At 60.6% G+C, this 16,035-nt stretch carries 13 protein-coding genes; 3 read left to right on the top strand and 10 right to left on the bottom strand.

Annotated elements, in window-relative coordinates:
- Positions 1–3: 3 nt before the first annotated feature.
- From J3A98_RS00905 to J3A98_RS00875, 7 genes are all read right to left on the bottom strand, one after another.
- Entirely contained in the window at positions 4–1,308 is a 1,305-nt protein-coding gene (locus tag J3A98_RS00905) for a CDP-glycerol glycerophosphotransferase family protein (RefSeq protein ID WP_209963374.1), read from the bottom strand.
- Positions 1,305–3,149, bottom strand: coding sequence for a sulfatase-like hydrolase/transferase (locus J3A98_RS00900; RefSeq protein ID WP_209963370.1), 1,845 nt, complete (start codon positions 3,147–3,149; stop codon positions 1,305–1,307). The genes J3A98_RS00905 and J3A98_RS00900 overlap by 4 nt, the downstream gene beginning before the upstream one ends.
- Positions 3,142–3,834, bottom strand: coding sequence for a membrane protein insertase YidC (locus tag J3A98_RS00895; RefSeq protein ID WP_209963366.1), 693 nt, complete (start codon positions 3,832–3,834; stop codon positions 3,142–3,144). The genes J3A98_RS00900 and J3A98_RS00895 overlap by 8 nt, the downstream gene beginning before the upstream one ends.
- 8 nt (positions 3,835–3,842) lie before the next feature.
- Positions 3,843–4,628: a phosphocholine cytidylyltransferase family protein gene (locus J3A98_RS00890; RefSeq protein ID WP_209963362.1), complete on the bottom strand. Its 786-nt coding sequence runs from the start codon at positions 4,626–4,628 to the stop codon at positions 3,843–3,845.
- 13 nt (positions 4,629–4,641) lie between these two features.
- Positions 4,642–5,844 carry a pyridoxal phosphate-dependent aminotransferase gene (locus J3A98_RS00885; protein WP_209963358.1) on the bottom strand — a complete coding sequence of 401 codons (1,203 nt, stop codon included), beginning with the start codon at positions 5,842–5,844 and terminating at the stop codon, positions 4,642–4,644.
- On the bottom strand, positions 5,844–6,689 hold the full coding sequence (gene aepX, locus J3A98_RS00880; RefSeq protein WP_245354955.1) for a phosphoenolpyruvate mutase: 846 nt from the start codon (positions 6,687–6,689) through the stop codon (positions 5,844–5,846). The genes J3A98_RS00885 and aepX overlap by 1 nt, the downstream gene beginning before the upstream one ends.
- Before the next feature lie 479 nt (positions 6,690–7,168).
- On the bottom strand, positions 7,169–8,311 hold the full coding sequence (locus tag J3A98_RS00875) for an MFS transporter (RefSeq protein ID WP_209963352.1): 1,143 nt from the start codon (positions 8,309–8,311) through the stop codon (positions 7,169–7,171).
- A gap of 101 nt (positions 8,312–8,412) precedes the next feature.
- Here J3A98_RS00875 and gcvA point away from each other — a divergent pair, with 101 nt between their 5' ends.
- The 3 genes from gcvA (at position 8,413) to J3A98_RS00860 (ending at position 10,313) form a co-directional block, all read left to right on the top strand.
- A complete protein-coding gene (gene gcvA / locus J3A98_RS00870) occupies positions 8,413–9,315 on the top strand; it encodes a transcriptional regulator GcvA (RefSeq protein ID WP_209963350.1) in 903 nt (300 codons plus the stop codon).
- Between the two features lie 419 nt (positions 9,316–9,734).
- A complete protein-coding gene (locus tag J3A98_RS00865; protein WP_003249899.1) occupies positions 9,735–9,977 on the top strand; it encodes a hypothetical protein in 243 nt (80 codons plus the stop codon).
- A gap of 72 nt (positions 9,978–10,049) precedes the next feature.
- Complete coding sequence (locus tag J3A98_RS00860) at positions 10,050–10,313, top strand: DUF3077 domain-containing protein (RefSeq protein WP_061202863.1); 264 nt, start codon at positions 10,050–10,052, stop codon at positions 10,311–10,313.
- A gap of 63 nt (positions 10,314–10,376) precedes the next feature.
- On the opposite strand, the gene J3A98_RS00855 is transcribed toward J3A98_RS00860, so the two are convergent.
- The 3 genes from J3A98_RS00855 to J3A98_RS00845 form a co-directional block, all read right to left on the bottom strand.
- Positions 10,377–10,697: a hypothetical protein gene (locus tag J3A98_RS00855; protein ID WP_245354956.1), complete on the bottom strand. Its 321-nt coding sequence runs from the start codon at positions 10,695–10,697 to the stop codon at positions 10,377–10,379.
- Positions 10,698–10,913: 216 nt separating this feature from the next.
- A complete protein-coding gene (locus J3A98_RS00850) occupies positions 10,914–12,749 on the bottom strand; it encodes a DUF262 domain-containing protein (protein ID WP_209963348.1) in 1,836 nt (611 codons plus the stop codon).
- A gap of 86 nt (positions 12,750–12,835) precedes the next feature.
- Positions 12,836–16,015, bottom strand: a complete 3,180-nt coding sequence (locus tag J3A98_RS00845) for a DEAD/DEAH box helicase family protein (RefSeq protein WP_209963346.1) — start codon at positions 16,013–16,015, stop codon at positions 12,836–12,838.
- Positions 16,016–16,035: the final 20 nt, after the last annotated feature.

Below are 16,035 nucleotides of genomic sequence, written 5' to 3'. Positions count from 1 at the left end.
GACTCACCTCACCTGCCGCGCCAGTTCGTTACCCACCGGCGCCTCGGCACCGCGCCCGATCAACGGCATGATGGCCTGCATGATCGGTCCGGCGGCATGGCCGAAGTTGACCACGTACTCGTCGCGCAAGGCACGGATATTGCGTTGGTAGCGCTCGTCCTCGGCGACTTGCGGCAGGTACTCGGTCAGGCGGGGGATCTCTTGCTCGCTCAGGCGCAGGCCGATGTCGTTGAGCACCGTCAGCTCCCAGGGGTCGTAGGGCAGGTCGCTGGCCTCGGTGCCTTCGCGCACCGGTTCGATGCCGACAGTGATGACCGGTTTCTCGAACAGGAAGGCGTAGTCGAAGATCACCCCGGAAATGTCCGAGACCATCACGTCGCTGCGGCTCATGGCGGCGAAAGGCGAAGGCGAGAAATCCCACGCCAGTCGCGCCCCCTCGGGGAACAGCACCTGCAGTTGCTGGATCAGCTCCGGCTCGGAAACCAGGCTCTGTGGGTGCGGGCGGATCAGCAGGGTGATGTCCTGGGCGGCCAGCGCGCCGAGCAGCTTACTGCCGTGCAAGCGTAACAGGCCGTTGCGCCCCCAGGTGGGGGCCAGCAGGACGGTCTTGCCTGGGATGACGCGCTCGGGGAATGGGTTGCGCAGTTGCTCAAGCAGGTCGTCGTAGTACAGGCAGCCTCCCATGATCAGCGTCTTGGCCGGCGAGCCACGCAATTGCTCCAGGTAGCGCAGGGTGCGCGCCTGATGCGGGCCGTTGATCACTACCGAGTCGAAGTAGTCGAACGAGTAAGGCCGGTTGAAGGCCTTGTCGGTTGGCGCATGGACCAGGTGCATGTAGTGCCGGACCCGCTTCGAGCGCTTGAACTGCATCACGTCCAGGCCCGGGGTGGTGGAAATGCACAGGTCGGCGCGCAACCGTGCCAGCAGCGCCCAGGCTTTGTGGCCGCTGCCGATGAAGCACGCCGTCACCTGGCCCTGATGGCGCAGCCCGGGGTCCTCGCTGTCGGAGCTCAGGAACAGGGTCCTGACACCGGCCTTGTCCAGCGCCTCGAGCAATGGCCGGAAGGTGCCGTAGTACTGCCGGCCTTCGGAGTAGATCACCACCGGCCAGGCTTCCAGCACGCTGCGCTCCGCAGTGCCGGCGGCGCCCTTGCCGCCCCCGCCGAAGCGGTAGTACAAGCCCTTGGCCGAGTAGAACAGCGTGGTCACCACACCGGCGATCAGCGAGAACAGCAGGCTGCCCGTGCCTGGGTCGAGGTACAGGCCGACGTAGGGAACGGCAACCGCATGTTCCAGCAGACCGGTCATTGCAGCTTGCTCCAGTTGCCTGGGACCGAGACGTCGTCCTTCACCTCATACGTGCTGAGGATCTTGTAGGAGTCGGCGTTCTGTCCCTGGGGTTGCCATGGGGTTTCATACAACTGCACCGGCTCCGTGAGAGGCTGGTAGCGCACGTGCTTGCCGGTGCTGCGGTCCACGCAGCCACCGATCACCTCGCAGACGATGCCGGGCACGCTGGCGTTGGAGATGAACTCGCGGCTCTCCCGTGGTGCCCCCTTGGCCGCGAACGGCTTGATCATCAGCAGGTTCTGGAACTGCGAGTACAGTTCCTGCTGCTCGGCATTACCGACCGCCTTGAGCAACGGGTTGCGCGACGGCCAGCCATGGTCGGAAACCAGCACGAACATCGTGTTGTCGTAGATGCCTTGCTGCCTAAACCAGTCGAGGTAGCGGGTCACGCCGTTCATCGCGCAGTAGAAGGTGTCGTAGATCTCCACGGTGTCCTGGCTGTGCAGTTGCGACAGCTCCTGCGCGGTGGTTCCCAACTGCTTGTTGGGCACGCAGCTCTCGTCGAGCTTGAGCACCGCACGGGTAATGTTGTTGGCCATGAACGTGAAGGTCGGGCCTGGCGCCTGGGTGTCGGACAGCGCCGGCAAAGCCAGCAGCGAGAAGTAGTTCTCGAGGAACTTGTCCTCGCGCTTCCACCACGACAGCGAGGCGCCCTGCCAGTTGCCGGCATCATACACCTGGCCCTTGAGGCTGTTGGGGGCGGCCTTGTACAGCGAGATCGCCAGGTACTGCTTGAGCACGCCCCAGAGGTACTCGGCGTGCTTGGCCGACATGTGCTCATTGGTCTGCTGCCGGCCGACGGTGTCGATCAAATGGATGCAGTCGCCGGCGCCCTTGGCAATGAACTTGTCGCAGTCGCCGCGGCGGGCGAAGCCATACCAGAACGGGTCGACGTAGCGGACCCCATAGCCCTTGGCGGTGAAGTTGTCCGGATACAACATGTAAGCCTGGTCGACCTTTTCCTCCAGGCTGTCGCCCGGGAGCTTGTTGATGTTGCCAGCGGTGTAGTCGAGGCCGCCAAACACCGCGGGCAGGGCATTGAAGGTACGGTTGCCGGTGGACACTACATTGGAATACCAGGTGAAGCCGCTGAGGCGCTCGGCGGCCTGCGCATCGTGCTCGAGCAGGCGCGGAATGTAGCCAGCCATGGATCCATCGATCATCAGCACGACGATGTTTTGCTCGGTCTTCGAGAACGAGAGGGTCTGCTTGCCATCGTTGCCCGGCAGCGGGATCACGGCGATCTTCGAGGCCAGGGTAACGCCGCTGAACAAGGCATAGGCAGCGCAGATCAGCACGAACAAGGTCAGCGCCTTACCAGCCTGCTCGGCGAAACGGCGTACCAGCAACAACGCCACGCCTAACGTGGCGACGGCCACTGCCAGGTCGAGCAGCAGGCGCGGGCCCGAAACGGTCATGGCCTGGGGCTCGGAAAAGCGGAAGTTGTCGATCATCCCGGCATCCAGCGGCAGCAGGAAGCTGTAAACGCCGGCCACCAGCAGGGCCCATAGCCCGAGCACGCTGAGCATCTGCAGCAGCCCGCGGGGCGCGAACCTGGCCAGCAGTGCCAGCAGCGCCAGGTAAGCGACGAACACCACGGCATGGGTCGTCGCGTAGAGGGTCAGGTAGCCATCGAGCCCGCTGGCGTCATCCTCGAAGCTGGTCAGCGCCAGCGGAGTCGCCAGCACCAGCAGCAAGTACAGCGCCACGAACGAGAGCAGAAACAGTTTCAGCGGTTTGTCCGCGTTGGCCACCGCACTTGCCGGCACGGCGAAGGCGGGGCTGGTCGAATTAGGCATTGGAAGTCCTTCGAAGGGGCGAGCTGGAGCGGGCCAGCCGATACACCAGGTTCTTGATCAGCGAGAAAAGGTTGTTGCAGATCCAGTACAGGACCAGCCCGGCGGGCGAGCCATACAGCAGCACGAAGAACAGCATCGCCACGATCCAGGTTTGCAGGCGCTCCCGCGCGGACAGGTCGCGACTGTAGACGTGGGCCGCCAGCAGGTTGACCCCGGTCATGACGATGGGCAGCAGGTTGACCCCGCCCAGCAGGCCGTCGGGCGCCCCCAGGTTGGCGATGCCGAACAGGTGCTCGTCGCGCAGCGGCGGGTAGTCGCTGAGCAGGCCGTAGGCCGCAATGAACACCGGAATCTGGATCAGCAGCGGCACCAGGCCACGCAAGGCGTACACCGGGTGATAGCGGTGCTGGCGATACAGGGCAGCGATCATCATGTGCCGTTCGTGCCCCTTGAAGCAGCGCTTGAACTCATCGAGTTTGGCCTGTATCGCCGCCCGCGCCGCGCGTTCGCGGCCCTGCACCTTCTCGGCGAAGTGGTAGGCCGGCAGCAGCACCAGGTTGAACACCAGGCTCAGCAACAGGATCGCCAGGCCGAAATCGTGGGTGTGTTGGTAACTGCTTTCTAGCACCCACTGGAAACAGTGGGCGATGGGCAGGATCAGCCATTCATGCAGAGCAGCAAACATGGCGCACCTCAGGCCTGGACCAGCGCCGGCGCGCTGAAGATGTCGTTGGCGATGTCCAGGTCCTCGGCCGTGTCGACCTCGAACCATTTCTCCGCGTCGACCAGCAGCGCATCGATCCGGTAGCCATGGTCGATCAGGCTGTCCATGGCGTACTCCAGCGGTGCCTTCACGCCCTTGTTGGCCACCGTCTGGCGGATGTGCCGCTGCAGGATCACCGCGGCGGCCGGGGTCATCGCGGTGATGTTCACCGTCTTGAACGACGCAGTGAGGGGGAACTCGGCATCGCGCACCGACTCATGGCGCCAGGCGCTCACCCGAGCGCCGTCGACCAGCGCGAAGGTACCGCTCAGCTCGCTGGACCAGGGTGCCAGCACGGTGGCGAAGCCTTCTTCGCCGAGGTTTTGCAGCGACGCCAGGGCACGTTCCACCAGGCGGTCCTCGACCACTACGTCACCCTCGAAGATCACCACGTCGTGGCCTTCGGGCACGGCTTCCAGGCACAGACTCAGCGAATGCACCGAACCTGAACGGGCATAGATCGGGTTGGTCACGAACACGCTGTTGATACCCGGGTGGTTGCTGCGGATGTAGCTCTCGAGCACATCACTGAGGTAGCCGACGCCGACGATGACGTTGGCCACCTGATGCGCCTGTAGTTGTTCGAGCAGGCGGCTGATGATGGTCTTGCCGGCCACCTCGACCAGGCACTTGTTCTTCGCCAGGGTCTGGTCTTCCAGGCGCGAGCCCAGGCCTGCCGCGAGGACGATCACCGAAACGGGGTTTTCCTTTCTCATTGCCAGACGCTCCTCAGTTGAATCGGGCGAAGAATTCACGCAGACGCTGCATGCCGGTGGCGACATCGGCATCACTCACCGCATAGGAAATACGGATACCGCTCGGGTCGCCGAAACCGGCGCCGGACACCACTGCCACCTTGGCCTCGGCCAGGATCAGTTCGACCAGTTCGTCGGTGCTGCGCACTTGCTGCCTGCCGGCATACTGCCGACCGATGAACCACTGGATATCGGCGAACACGTAGAACGCCCCGGCTGCCGGGGCCACCTGCAGATGGTCGATGCCGGCCAGGGCTTCGTGGATCACCTGCAGGCGACGGTCGAGGATGGCGTTGGCGGTGGCGATGAAGTCTGCCGAATCGTCCAGCGCCCGGGATACCGCCACCTGCGCCACCACGTTGGGGTTGGAAGTGGTGTGCCCCTGGAGGTTTTCCATGGCTTTGATCACCTGTTCCGGCGCGCTGACATAACCCAGTCGCCAGCCGGTCAGCGCCATGCTCTTGGAGAACGAGTTGATCACCACCGTACGCGCCTTGAGCGCTGGCATCAGGGTGACGATGCTGTGGTGCTGGCCCCCCTTGCGGATCAGCCGCGAATAGCACTCGTCGAAGATAATCCACAGGTCGTGACGGATCGCCAGCTCGCCGATGCGGCGCAGGGTCTCCTCGCTGTAGACCGCGCCGGTCGGGTTGTTCGGTGTGTTGATCAGGATCGCCCGGGTGTTCGGGGTAATGGCGGCGGCGACCCGTTCGGCACTGAGCTGGTAGTGATCGACACGGGTGTCGACCAGCACCGGCTTGCCGCCGGCCAGCTCGATCTGAGTCGGGAAGGTCACCCAGTAAGGGATCGGGATGATCACCTCATCCCCCGGATTGACCAACACCATAGCCGTGTTGTAGAGCGCCTGCTTGGCACCAGCGGTCATGCCCACTTCGTTCCAGGCATAGTCCACGCCCAGCTGAGCGCTGACATGACCGGCCAGTTGCTCGCGAATCTTCTTCTCGCCGAGGGCCGGGGTATAGGTGTTGCATTTACCCTTGATGGCCTCGATGGCCGCCTGCTTGACGCTGTCGAGGGTGTCGAAGTCGAGTTCACCGGCGGCGAAGTTGATCACCGATTCACCGCGCTCTTTCAGTTCGTTGGCAATGCTACGCATACGCGAAGTGCTAGGCGCGACCACCAGGTCGTTGCGCTGGGCCAGGGATGGGCTGCTCATTATTTGGTACCCGGAATCAGTTCGAGGATTTCCTTGATCGACAGGCAGCTGGATTCAACTTCCAGCGTGCGGCCTGACATCAGAATAGTTTCGGCAACTTGTTTCATCGCCATATATGCCGAGCGCAACATATGGTTGGCATAAATTACCACATTGAAACCCTCAGCCTCGAGTGTTTCGAACGGAATACTTGAATAACTGGTCGGCACGCACACCAGTGGCACATACGAGTGCCGTTCGCGGAAACGCCGGGCAAATGCGAATATCTCGTCCGGGGTGCTCTGCCGGCTATGAATCATTATCCCGTCGGCCCCTGCTGCAACATAAGCGTCGGCGCGGTTCAGGGCATCGTCCAGGCCGGCATCGAGAATAAGGCTCTCAATACGCGCGATGATCATGAAGTCAGTGGAAATCTGCGCGTTTTTACCCACGCGGATCTTGTTGCAGAAGTCCTCAATCGTTTCCTGTTGCTGGAATACTTCATTGCCGAACAACGAATTCTTCTTCAGCCCGGTCTTGTCTTCGATGATCACCGCCGACACCCCCAGGCGCTCCAGCGAGCGCACATCGAAGGCAAAGTGCTCGGGTTTGCCGCCGGTATCGCCGTCCATGATCAGCGGCTTGCTGGTGACTTCGAAGATATCGTTGACGTTGGCCAGACGGTCCTTGATCGCCAGCACTTCGATGTCCGGCTTGCCGCGCGCGGTGGAGTCGGTCAGCGAACTGGACCAGAAGCCATCGTAGACCCGGGTCTGGCCATCGACGGTTTGCGCGGCATGCTCGGCGAGGATCGCGGAAATCGGATTATGGGCTTCGAGAAAACGCAGGCAACGTTTAGTCGACAATAAAGTTCTAAGTGAGGCGGCACGGTGATCCGCAGAGATAAACTTGAAGGCAGCTTGAGCACTCATTATTTTCTCCAGACAACAGTCGGCTATTATGTCGACTATTAAAGTTCGACATTCCCTATGGACTGACAGTTATTGTTTTCGCGCGCAACGGACTGCGCACCCGAACAATTCGGTAACTCCCTTCAAAGATAGCCTTGCCCACCCGGCATAGCCGAAGGCCACTATAAAAAAGCACAGCCCCGACTCGAAAGCAACAAATTATTACAACATGACTACACTGTATTCATTCACCTGAAACATATAACTCCTGACACTCACCCCGATTCGTTTACTTATTATTTTTACAGTACCCAGCACTGCGCCCCCTGCCCGCCTAAAGGTTCACTGGGTAGGGCGCCTGGCAGTCAGCCCGCGCCTCCCTGGCCATAAGTCAACGTATTGCTTTCCCCTGCCATTTATCGCTCGACCGACGACTACGGCGTCACCCCGACCAACGCGGTACGCCGCTGGGCACACGCCAGGGCACTGACCGCCAAGGCCAGCGCCGCCAGCGAATACACCCAGGCCGACGCCACCAAGGGCAGCAACAGCGCCGCCAGCAATGGCCCGACACCCGCCCCGATATCGCGCCACACCGCATTGGCGGCCAGGGCCTGGAGCCGTTGCTGGCCGGGATTGCGCTCGGCAATCACCGGTACCACCAGTGGCAGTTGCAAGGCCCGCAGTACCAATACCAGACCACCGCCAAGTACCAGCCAGTGGCAACCGAACGCCACCAGGGCCAGAGCGGTCAGCAGCGAAAAGCCGATCAGCATGCGCGTCGCGCCCCAACGTTGCGCCGCTAATCCCCCCAACGGGCTGAGCACCAGTTCCGACAGGTAGCGCAACGCCAGCAACCCTCCCGCGACCAGCACCGCGTTGCCCCCCAGCAACTGCTGCGCCAGCAGCGAAAGCCCCACGATGAACAGGCCGTCGAGGGTCAGGCCCTCGATAAAGGACCAGATCGCCACACTGTCCGGGCTGCGCAGTCGCCGGCCGGCAGGGGCCAGAGGATGCCCGGCGGCCGGCAGCCCCCTGGCCAGCCAGGCCGCCAGCAACGAACTGGCGACCATCGCCAGGAAAATCACGCGCGGCCCGTGCGCCTGGCTCAGTAACGCGCCCAGTGGCAATGCCAGCATTGGACCGATGGCGATCACCGCTCGGGAGCGGCCGCTACGCCGCGCCGAACCCGCGGCCTGGGCGGTGGCCATGACTTGGGTAGACAGGTTCAACGCCGCGTAGCACAACCCCCAGACCAGGCGCAGCAGCAACAGGGCCCAGAACCCCGAAAGCGTGGCGTAGCCCAGCGCGCACAGGGCGGCGCTGCCGGCGGCCAGCATCACGCTGGGGCGATCCCCCCAGCGCGCGTAGGCACTCATCACAGGGCGATAGCCGACGATCCGCACCAGCCGGTTGGCCGCCAGCAGCAGCCCGGCCTCGGCCAAGGTGATGTCAAACGCCTCCGGCTGCATCGGCAGCAGCAGATACAGCAGGACATCGCCGGGCAGGCACAGGCCAAGTATCACGGCAGCGCGCAGCGAATCCCGATCGGCAGCTTGGGTGGTGTTCACAGTCATGGGGCGGTGGCCAAGGCAGAAACAGCGGCCTTAAGGGTGGCGCGAAGCGCGACTGCTGACAAACGCTTTAATTGCACCTCTGATGTGACTAAATTAGACAGATGATCGCCGACCTCCCCCCCTTGAACGCCGTCCGTGCCTTTGCCTCGGCTGCGCGTCACCAGAGCTTCAGCCGTGCCGCCGAAGAGCTGCACGTTACCCACAGCGCCGTCAGCCGCCATATCCGGCTGCTCGAGGAACACCTGGGGGTGGTGCTGTTCGAACGCCGCAACCGGAAATCGCTGCTGACCCCGATCGGCCAGGCCTATTTCGAACAGATCAGCCAGGGCCTGGCGCAGATCGCCAACGCCACCCACGCCCTGACCCGCGGCAGTGCGTCGCGCAAGGTAGTGATCAATGTCCGACCGTCTTTCGCGGTGCGCTGGCTGATCCCGCGTCTGCCCGATTTCATGGCGCAGCATCCGGACATCCAGCCTGAGGTGGTCACCAGCACCCTGGCCCCGGACCAGTCACGGGAAGCCTTCGATGTGGTGGTACGCCGTGGCAGCTCGGGCTGGGCGGCCAACGTGGAACCGCACGTCCTGCTCGAGGACGACATGCTGCTGGTCGCCGCACCCGCCCTGCTGCAGGCGATACCGGTAATTGCACCGAGCGATGTGCTGCGCCATACCCTGCTCTCGGGCCGCACCCGCAGTGGCGACTGGGCGGCCTGGTGCAAACTGGCCGGCATCAGCCAGCCGCAGCGCCAGCCAAGACTGCAGTTCGACCACATGCACCTGGTGCTGCAGGCCGCCGTCGATGGACTTGGCGTGGCGCTGTGTCCGGCCTCGCTGCTGGGCAAGGACCTGGCCACCGGTCGCCTGCACAGCCCACTGCCACACCTGCGCCTGCCACTGACCCGTTACTACTACGGGGTGTCCCAGGATGCGGTCGCCGAGACCCAGGTGTTCATCGACTGGATGTTCTCGCAGTTCAGTCCAGGCAGCGACCCGTTGCCGTTATGAGCGCCACTGACCCGCAGCGCGCCGTCCTGCACCGGCAACGGCACATCGAGAAGACACCTGCAGTGTTATCGAAGGGGGCCTCGGGCGGCTTTTTTTGTGCCTGGCATTTGGGCGCTGCGGGTCGAAAAAATCGGATTTAACCCCTTTCTTGTAGGGCGTTTCCCAAAGATACTGCCTGCGCCTGTTTTCCGTTGCGGTCATTTTTTCAGAGTTTTAGTCTCGAGGGGTCGTTGCTCATCAACGACCGGCTTTGACAGGCCGCAACGCTACACAGCGCGCATAACCGTTCATGGCGGTTGTGCATGGGGCACGCTCGCGTGCGCCGGTTTCTGTGTTCGCCGGTCTGTCAACCCATGCACAGCTGCCACCATTCCGTTTGACAGCGGGGTGGCGGTGGCCCCTATCGAGAACACAGTAAAATGCTAAAGATCGTTCCTGACCCGCCTCACCACCTCCACTCCCTGGAAGACACGATCATGATGGCCTCGGACTACGCGCTCTGTGCAGAAGCCGTAGCCCAGCAGGCAATTCTGATGCAGCCCAAGTCACCCGCATCGGTTTTGATCATGGCCTCGATGCACGAGCTTGAAACCCTGCGGCGGTTACTCGAATCCGCGCTGACGCAAATACAGCAAACAGCCAACCCGCAACCGATGCATTGATTCGCATACCGAGCGAAAAGCCTGCGCAAGCCCGGCTTGCCGGCGCACCAGCAGAACCAGGGAGATTGATCAATGACAACCGAAGACACCCCATGCACAGTTGGTAAAACCATCTTCTTTCAAGGCGAAAACCAGACCCACCCACTGTTCCGTATCGAAGCCGGCATTCCTTGTCAAAACGCCCGCGAACAGGCCTCGGAACTGATGGGCTACGCACGGGACCTGACCATCGACGGGCTGATGGAAGATAAGCCTAAACTGATCTGGGCGGCGCATTACCTCTGTGCTTTGGGCAAAGCGCTACTGGATGATGCCGAACTCGGCATGATGCGTTGAATCACGCACCGCGATGCTTCAAGGGGCCAGCGTCAGCCGCTTGGCCCCTGTTACTCCAATCGATCAACGCCGAGGGATGCGGTCTTCCTCAGCAACCGTCGCATTGATGCGCCGCAGCATTGCCATCAACCCACCATGCAACCCGGTGCGCGTCGGCTTACGTCCCGCCAGTTGCTGCTGGATGAGCGCTCCCGGCCCGTTGTAGATCTCTTCGAATGTCCCGTCACGGTTCATACGAATGCCCAGGTAATAGTCAGGCACATGGTGCACCGGGAACGTCAGGCTCGTACCAAACGTGCTCTTGATCTGAACATTACGCTCCTCGTCGCAGACAGCATTGTGGTGTTTTGTCAGCACCACGCTTAGCGTCAATTTGTAAACCAAGCTTGCAACTGAAATTGATGCGGATCACTGGAGCAGCTCGCGGACGAAACGGGCGCAGCCTTCGGGGTCAGGGGCTGGCCGTTCCAAAGTCATGACGTGCTCACCAAGAGGTAGATCGACGGTTACGACATCACAGCTGGGCGCTTGAGAGTCGCTCTTAGCTGTACGAAAGCAGGCAATGCTGCCGCCGATTGCTTTCGGTAAGGTGCCGAAAATTTAAACCTCAATCGGCGTCGTCTTCCAAACGTCCCGCGCCAGAGAAATCAGCATCGCATGTCGTTTTTCGATGGCCGCAGCATTCCACTCGGAGAAAGCCTCCAACTTGGCATTGATACGCGAGATGGAGGTGTTTTGCCCGACGTCGGTCAACGTAACCAGGCTACGGGTTAGGTAATTGCCGCTCTTGATGTATTCGACCTGCTTGTCCGTGTAGAAATCATTACCCGCGACGATATTGATCGGCTTCTCAATCAGGGTCAGGTTGCCCAACCGGTTCTTGTAGTCGTCGTAGGCCATCCCCGGACTCTCGGTGGCCCACTTAGCGCGCAGATCATCCTTTGGCCTGTTGGGCAGGATGTGCTCGATTTCCAAATTAGTGAAGGGCGCTAGGCTGCCCGGCACCTTCAGTCCACTGAAAGCCATCTCGACGTGCTGCGTCAGCCGCGCCAGTAAGTAACGAGTCCGGTACTGCTGCATCGAGTAAAAGTTGAAGCGCTTGAGAGCATCCGCCAATTCCTGAGATTTACCTACCATATTGGTCTCGAAACGCTCGGCGATGAAGGCATTAAGCTGAGCTTTCTGCTTTGCAGCATCAGCTGTCCCCGCAATCGCGCGCAGTTCGTCGGCCCATTGAGAGAAGCTGCGCTCCAGATCCTTGGTAGGAGTCTTAGTAAAGATGTAGTAAAAAAGGAAGCTCTCCAGTTGCGCAACAAAATGGTCAAACAACGACTTGGGAAAGCTTGCCGCCGCCAGCAGCAAAACGTAATGCAAGCTGAACGCGCCGCCAGTTAGCCGCTTGAGGCTATCCATGGCCAGGCTGGGCTTGCTGTCATTTCCCTGCCCGTTGGCAAAGGCTAGGTAGTGCTCGACATTGCGGATAACCTTACGGACAAACTCGAAGGGCTTATTCGCGTAATCACACAAGGCTGCGTTGTCCTTGGCCACAAACCAGTCGTAGATCTCGTCTTCCCGCACCACCGCGTCGCCGCGCTCGTTCTTGATGATGTAGTTAGCCATCAGGAAATAGCGCAGGAAACGCAGCGGCTTCTCCTTGCCCTTCTCCAACGGTTTGGTGATCTTTTTCCACTCGTCCTTGAGCTGGGTGAACTGTGCCTGCTTGACCTGTGTGAACAACAGGTTCTTGAGCAAGTCCATCGGGTTCAGCCCCACACCTCGCTCGTTGATGGTCTCGAAAATCTTCAGGGCGCTGCTGACGTCCGTGGATATCTGAATAAACACCACGTTGTTGGCCAGATAGCCCCAATATTTCTTCAGCTTGGCGGCATCGTCGTAGTTATCCTTCAGATAGCGGTACAGCGTGCTATAGGCATTGATCAGGTTCTCAAGCGAGCCGAAGCTTGAAATGCCCGCAGCCTGAATGCCCGCACGTACAGCCTGTGGGTCAGAATCCAACTCCACCAGCGTGGCCATGACTTCGCCTGCGTTCTCATAACGCGGCTCCAATTTCAGGTTGGTGCGAACCTCGCCATCGCTGTCCACATAACTGGTCGAGATCAACCCAGAGATCATTTGCCGCTGCGGCTCCCCCTGGAACAGATGCTTGAGCGCACACAGCAGCAAGAAGAACGTAGTCAGCCGTTGCTGGCCGTCGATGACCTCATAATGGTTCTTCTGATCAGTCGGTGACACCAGAACGGTACCGATGAAGTATTCCCGAGTGGTCCCTGCATCGATCTGTTCACCGATGTCCTCTAGCAGTTGATGCACTTCCTTGTCCGTCCAGACGTACTCGCGCTGATAGTCCGGAACGATGTAGAAGCACTCTCTAAAGGCCTCTTCGATGCTGTATTTGTGGTTCTCGATGCGAGCCATGTTTGTTCCTGTCTCGTTCTTTGTAGTGATAGGGCTTCAGCCGAAGTGGCAATTCAACACTTGGAAATTGGAAAGATCAGCATTGCTCATTCCCGTGTAGCCCCAAACAAATCTGCTCCAGAATCCTTCTTCAGCAGCTCGTACACCACCGTCAGGAACACCTCACGCGTCGACTCGTCGCTGAGTAGCTTAGTCGCCATACTAGTGTGGCTGCTCATGGCGGCAGCGATGGCAGAGATGGCTTTTGAAGGCAGGTCCGCCTTCATGGTCTGTTCCATCGTGTTGTTCTGCACTTGGGCCATCACCACGCTGTCAGCGCGCAGCTTCTCGGAGACGTGCACCGCGAAGGCCACTTGGTCAGTGTCGGTAATGTCCTTGCCGAAGGAGTTGTTGAGCTTCTCAATCAGTTCGGCGAGGTATTTTTTCTCGCGGTCGCGGGCGTCGCGCAGGCCGTTATCGGTCATACCATAAAGGCCAGGTGTTTCACCCAGCACGGCGACACCACTGAGGTTGCTGCCCTTCTTGATCTTGTAGTGGCTGAGTTTGAGGTCACCCAGGTCCACCTGCTCGGCGGTGATACCCTTAAGCCGCTTACGCAGCAGGCGCGCATAGCTGGCGAAGGCCTCCAGGCTGGGGTCGCCGAAGTCGATCAACTGGGCGATGTACTCATAGCTGCGCACGAACTTGGTCAGGCTCTCGCTGAAGATCATCAGCTCGTCGCGTGCCTTGCAATACTCCGAACGCTGCACATCGGCATACTCCATGTCCTTGTCGCTACCTTCGTCATGGGCCTTCTCCCAGGCTTTTTCCCACTGGTCGATGGCATCGTTGAGCGTCTTCAACTTTCCGTTGAAGCGGTCGGTAGCTGACTGAGTAAGCGAGAACAGCTTCTGGTGCGTCACCTTCGGATCGACGATGGCGTCACCGAAAGCCTCCACCTCAGCCTGCTCATAGATGAACATGCCATCCAAGCGCTGCTTGATGTCATAGACGATGTTCGGATCCTGGATGTCCGCCACCTGGGCATCACGATAGAAGGTCTTGAATGACGCCAGTATCTCGTCGGCCTTGTTAGCGAAGTCGATGACGAACGTCTTTTCCTTCCCGGGGAAGGTACGGTTCAGACGCGAGAGGGTCTGCACGGCCTCCACACCGGATATTTTTTTGTCTAGGTACATGGCAACCAGCTTGGGCTGGTCGAAGCCGGTCTGGTACTTGTTGGCGACGATCATCACCCGGTAGTCCGGAGTGTCGAACACCTTGCGCATATCACGGCCATGCAGGCCGGGGTTCAGGTTGGTTTCACTGAATTGGTGATCCTTGGGCAGGCTGGCAGCTTCCACATCCGTATTAGGCACCTCACCTGAGAAGGCCACCATCGCAAGCACGTTGTCATAGCCCTTGCGCTTGCAGTAGTCCTCCAGCGCCAGGTGGTACTTCACCGCTGCAGCACGCGAGCTGGTCACCACCATGGCCTTGGCCTGGCCACCGAGCAGGTGCGCGACGTTCTTGCGGAAGTGCTCGACGATCAGCTCGACCTTCTGTCCCACATTTACCGGGTTGAGCGACAGCCACTTGGCAAGTTTGCGCCCGGCGCTCTTCTCGTCCACGCGCTTGTCATCGACCATCTCGCTGCCAATTTTGAACGCCACCTCGTAGCTGGTGTAGTTCTTCAGCACATCGAGGATGAAGCCCTCGTCGATCGCCTGCTGCATGGTGTAGAGGTGGAACGGTGCCGGCGGGTTGTCGGTGCTGACGGGCTGCGCCGGATTGCGCGGGCGACCGAACAAGCTCAGCGTCGAATGCTTGGGCGTGGCGGTGAAGGCGAAGTAGCTGGCATTGCCTGGGCGCGAGCGCGAGCTCTGCCACACGGACAACCGCTCCGCCTTGGAGAGTTTTTCCCACTCCGCCTCGCTCTGCCCGGTCAGAACATAACGTAAGTCATCCGCCGTGCTGCCCCCAGTGGAGCTGTGCGCCTCGTCGATGATGATCGCGAAACGGCGATTGCGCAGGCTCTGCTCGCCGAGGATGGCCTTCTGCGCATAGGGGAACGTCTGTAGGGTACAAACGATAATCGGCACACCATCGAGCATGGCCTTGGCCAACTGCTGGCTCTTGGGCAGATTCGACTGTTGGCGATCGATAGCGCATACCACGCCGGCCTGGTGCTCGATCTGCTGGATGGCATCCTGCAACTGCTGGTCAAGCACCTGGCGGTCGGTCACCACAATCACACTGTGGAAATACGGCTCACCGTCCGGACGGCGCACACGAATCAGCGAATGCGCGGTCCAGGCGATGGTATTGGTCTTGCCCGAGCCGGCGCTGTGCTGGATCAGATACGGTTGCCCTGCCCCTTCTACCCGCACCGCGTCGATCATCCTGGTCACGCCTTCCCACTGATGGAAGCGCGGGAAGATCAGGCCCTCCTTGAAGTAGGTTTTGCCGTTGACGTCCTGGGCTTCCTTACGCTCCTGCAGCACGAAGCGGTGGAAGATGTGCAGCCAGTTGTCCTTTTGCAGCACCCGCTCCCAGAAGTAGCTCACCGGGTAGCTACCGTTGTCGCCCGGCGGGTTGCCGGCGGCGCCATCGTTGCCCCGGTTGAACGGCAGGAAGAAGGTTGAGTCCCCGGCCAGCTTGGTGGTCATGCGTACGTCGCTATCACTCATGGCGAAATGCACCACTGCGCCGCGCTTGAAGGTGAGCAGCGGCTCCAGGCCACCGCTCTTGCGCTCAGGGCGGCGGTCCATGCAGTACTGCTGCATGGCGGCCTGGACTGACTGGGTGAAGTCGGTCTTCAACTCCACCGTGGCCACCGGGATACCGTTGATGAAGAAGGCCAGATCGATTTCGTCAGCCTTGTCCAACGAATAACGCAGTTGCGGCACTACGCGCAGACGGTTCGCCGCATAGCGGGCGGTCACCGTGTCGTTGCGCTCATCCTCGGGCAGAGCCTGGCTCATAGCCAAGGTGCCGCCACCAGCCACAGCAAAGCCGTAACGCAACACATTCACCGTGCCGCCATCAACCTTGTTCTCCAGCTGCTTGACCAGCCGGTCCAGCACCACATCACGCGTGCCAACACCATTCATGGCGAGGATCTTAGCCATAGCCTGGGGCTGACTTTCCTCCAGCCAACCCAGCACATCCTCGGGGACTAGCGCCCGCCCTTGGTCATAAGCAGACTTACCCACCAGCCAGCCGGCAGCTTCAAGCTGCTCGACAATATGGCGTTCCAGTTCGCATTCGTGGTGGATGTGGCTCATATATTCAGTCTCGCTTCTCT

Source organism: Pseudomonas sp. BP6, from assembly GCF_017875935.1.
Lineage (GTDB): Bacteria > Pseudomonadota > Gammaproteobacteria > Pseudomonadales > Pseudomonadaceae > Aquipseudomonas > Aquipseudomonas putida_Y.
The sequence above is the reverse complement of the archived record's forward strand: the minus strand, read 5'-3'. Positions and strand labels throughout refer to the sequence as shown.

Excerpts from the sequence above, each read along its gene's own strand:
- J3A98_RS00845 (WP_209963346.1), bottom strand. The coding sequence starts at position 16,015 with ATGAGCCACATCCACCACGAATGCGAACTGGAACGCCATATTGTCGAG.
- J3A98_RS00890 (WP_209963362.1), bottom strand. The coding sequence starts at position 4,628 with ATGAGAAAGGAAAACCCCGTTTCGGTGATCGTCCTCGCGGCAGGCCTG.
- J3A98_RS00895 (WP_209963366.1), bottom strand. The coding sequence starts at position 3,834 with ATGTTTGCTGCTCTGCATGAATGGCTGATCCTGCCCATCGCCCACTGT.
- J3A98_RS00865 (WP_003249899.1), top strand. The coding sequence starts at position 9,735 with ATGCTAAAGATCGTTCCTGACCCGCCTCACCACCTCCACTCCCTGGAA.
- J3A98_RS00875 (WP_209963352.1), bottom strand. The coding sequence starts at position 8,311 with ATGACTGTGAACACCACCCAAGCTGCCGATCGGGATTCGCTGCGCGCT.
- J3A98_RS00850 (WP_209963348.1), bottom strand. The coding sequence starts at position 12,749 with ATGGCTCGCATCGAGAACCACAAATACAGCATCGAAGAGGCCTTTAGA.
- J3A98_RS00885 (WP_209963358.1), bottom strand. The coding sequence starts at position 5,844 with ATGAGCAGCCCATCCCTGGCCCAGCGCAACGACCTGGTGGTCGCGCCT.
- J3A98_RS00860 (WP_061202863.1), top strand. The coding sequence starts at position 10,050 with ATGACAACCGAAGACACCCCATGCACAGTTGGTAAAACCATCTTCTTT.
- gcvA (WP_209963350.1), top strand. The coding sequence starts at position 8,413 with ATGATCGCCGACCTCCCCCCCTTGAACGCCGTCCGTGCCTTTGCCTCG.
- J3A98_RS00900 (WP_209963370.1), bottom strand. The coding sequence starts at position 3,149 with ATGCCTAATTCGACCAGCCCCGCCTTCGCCGTGCCGGCAAGTGCGGTG.
- J3A98_RS00905 (WP_209963374.1), bottom strand. The coding sequence starts at position 1,308 with ATGACCGGTCTGCTGGAACATGCGGTTGCCGTTCCCTACGTCGGCCTG.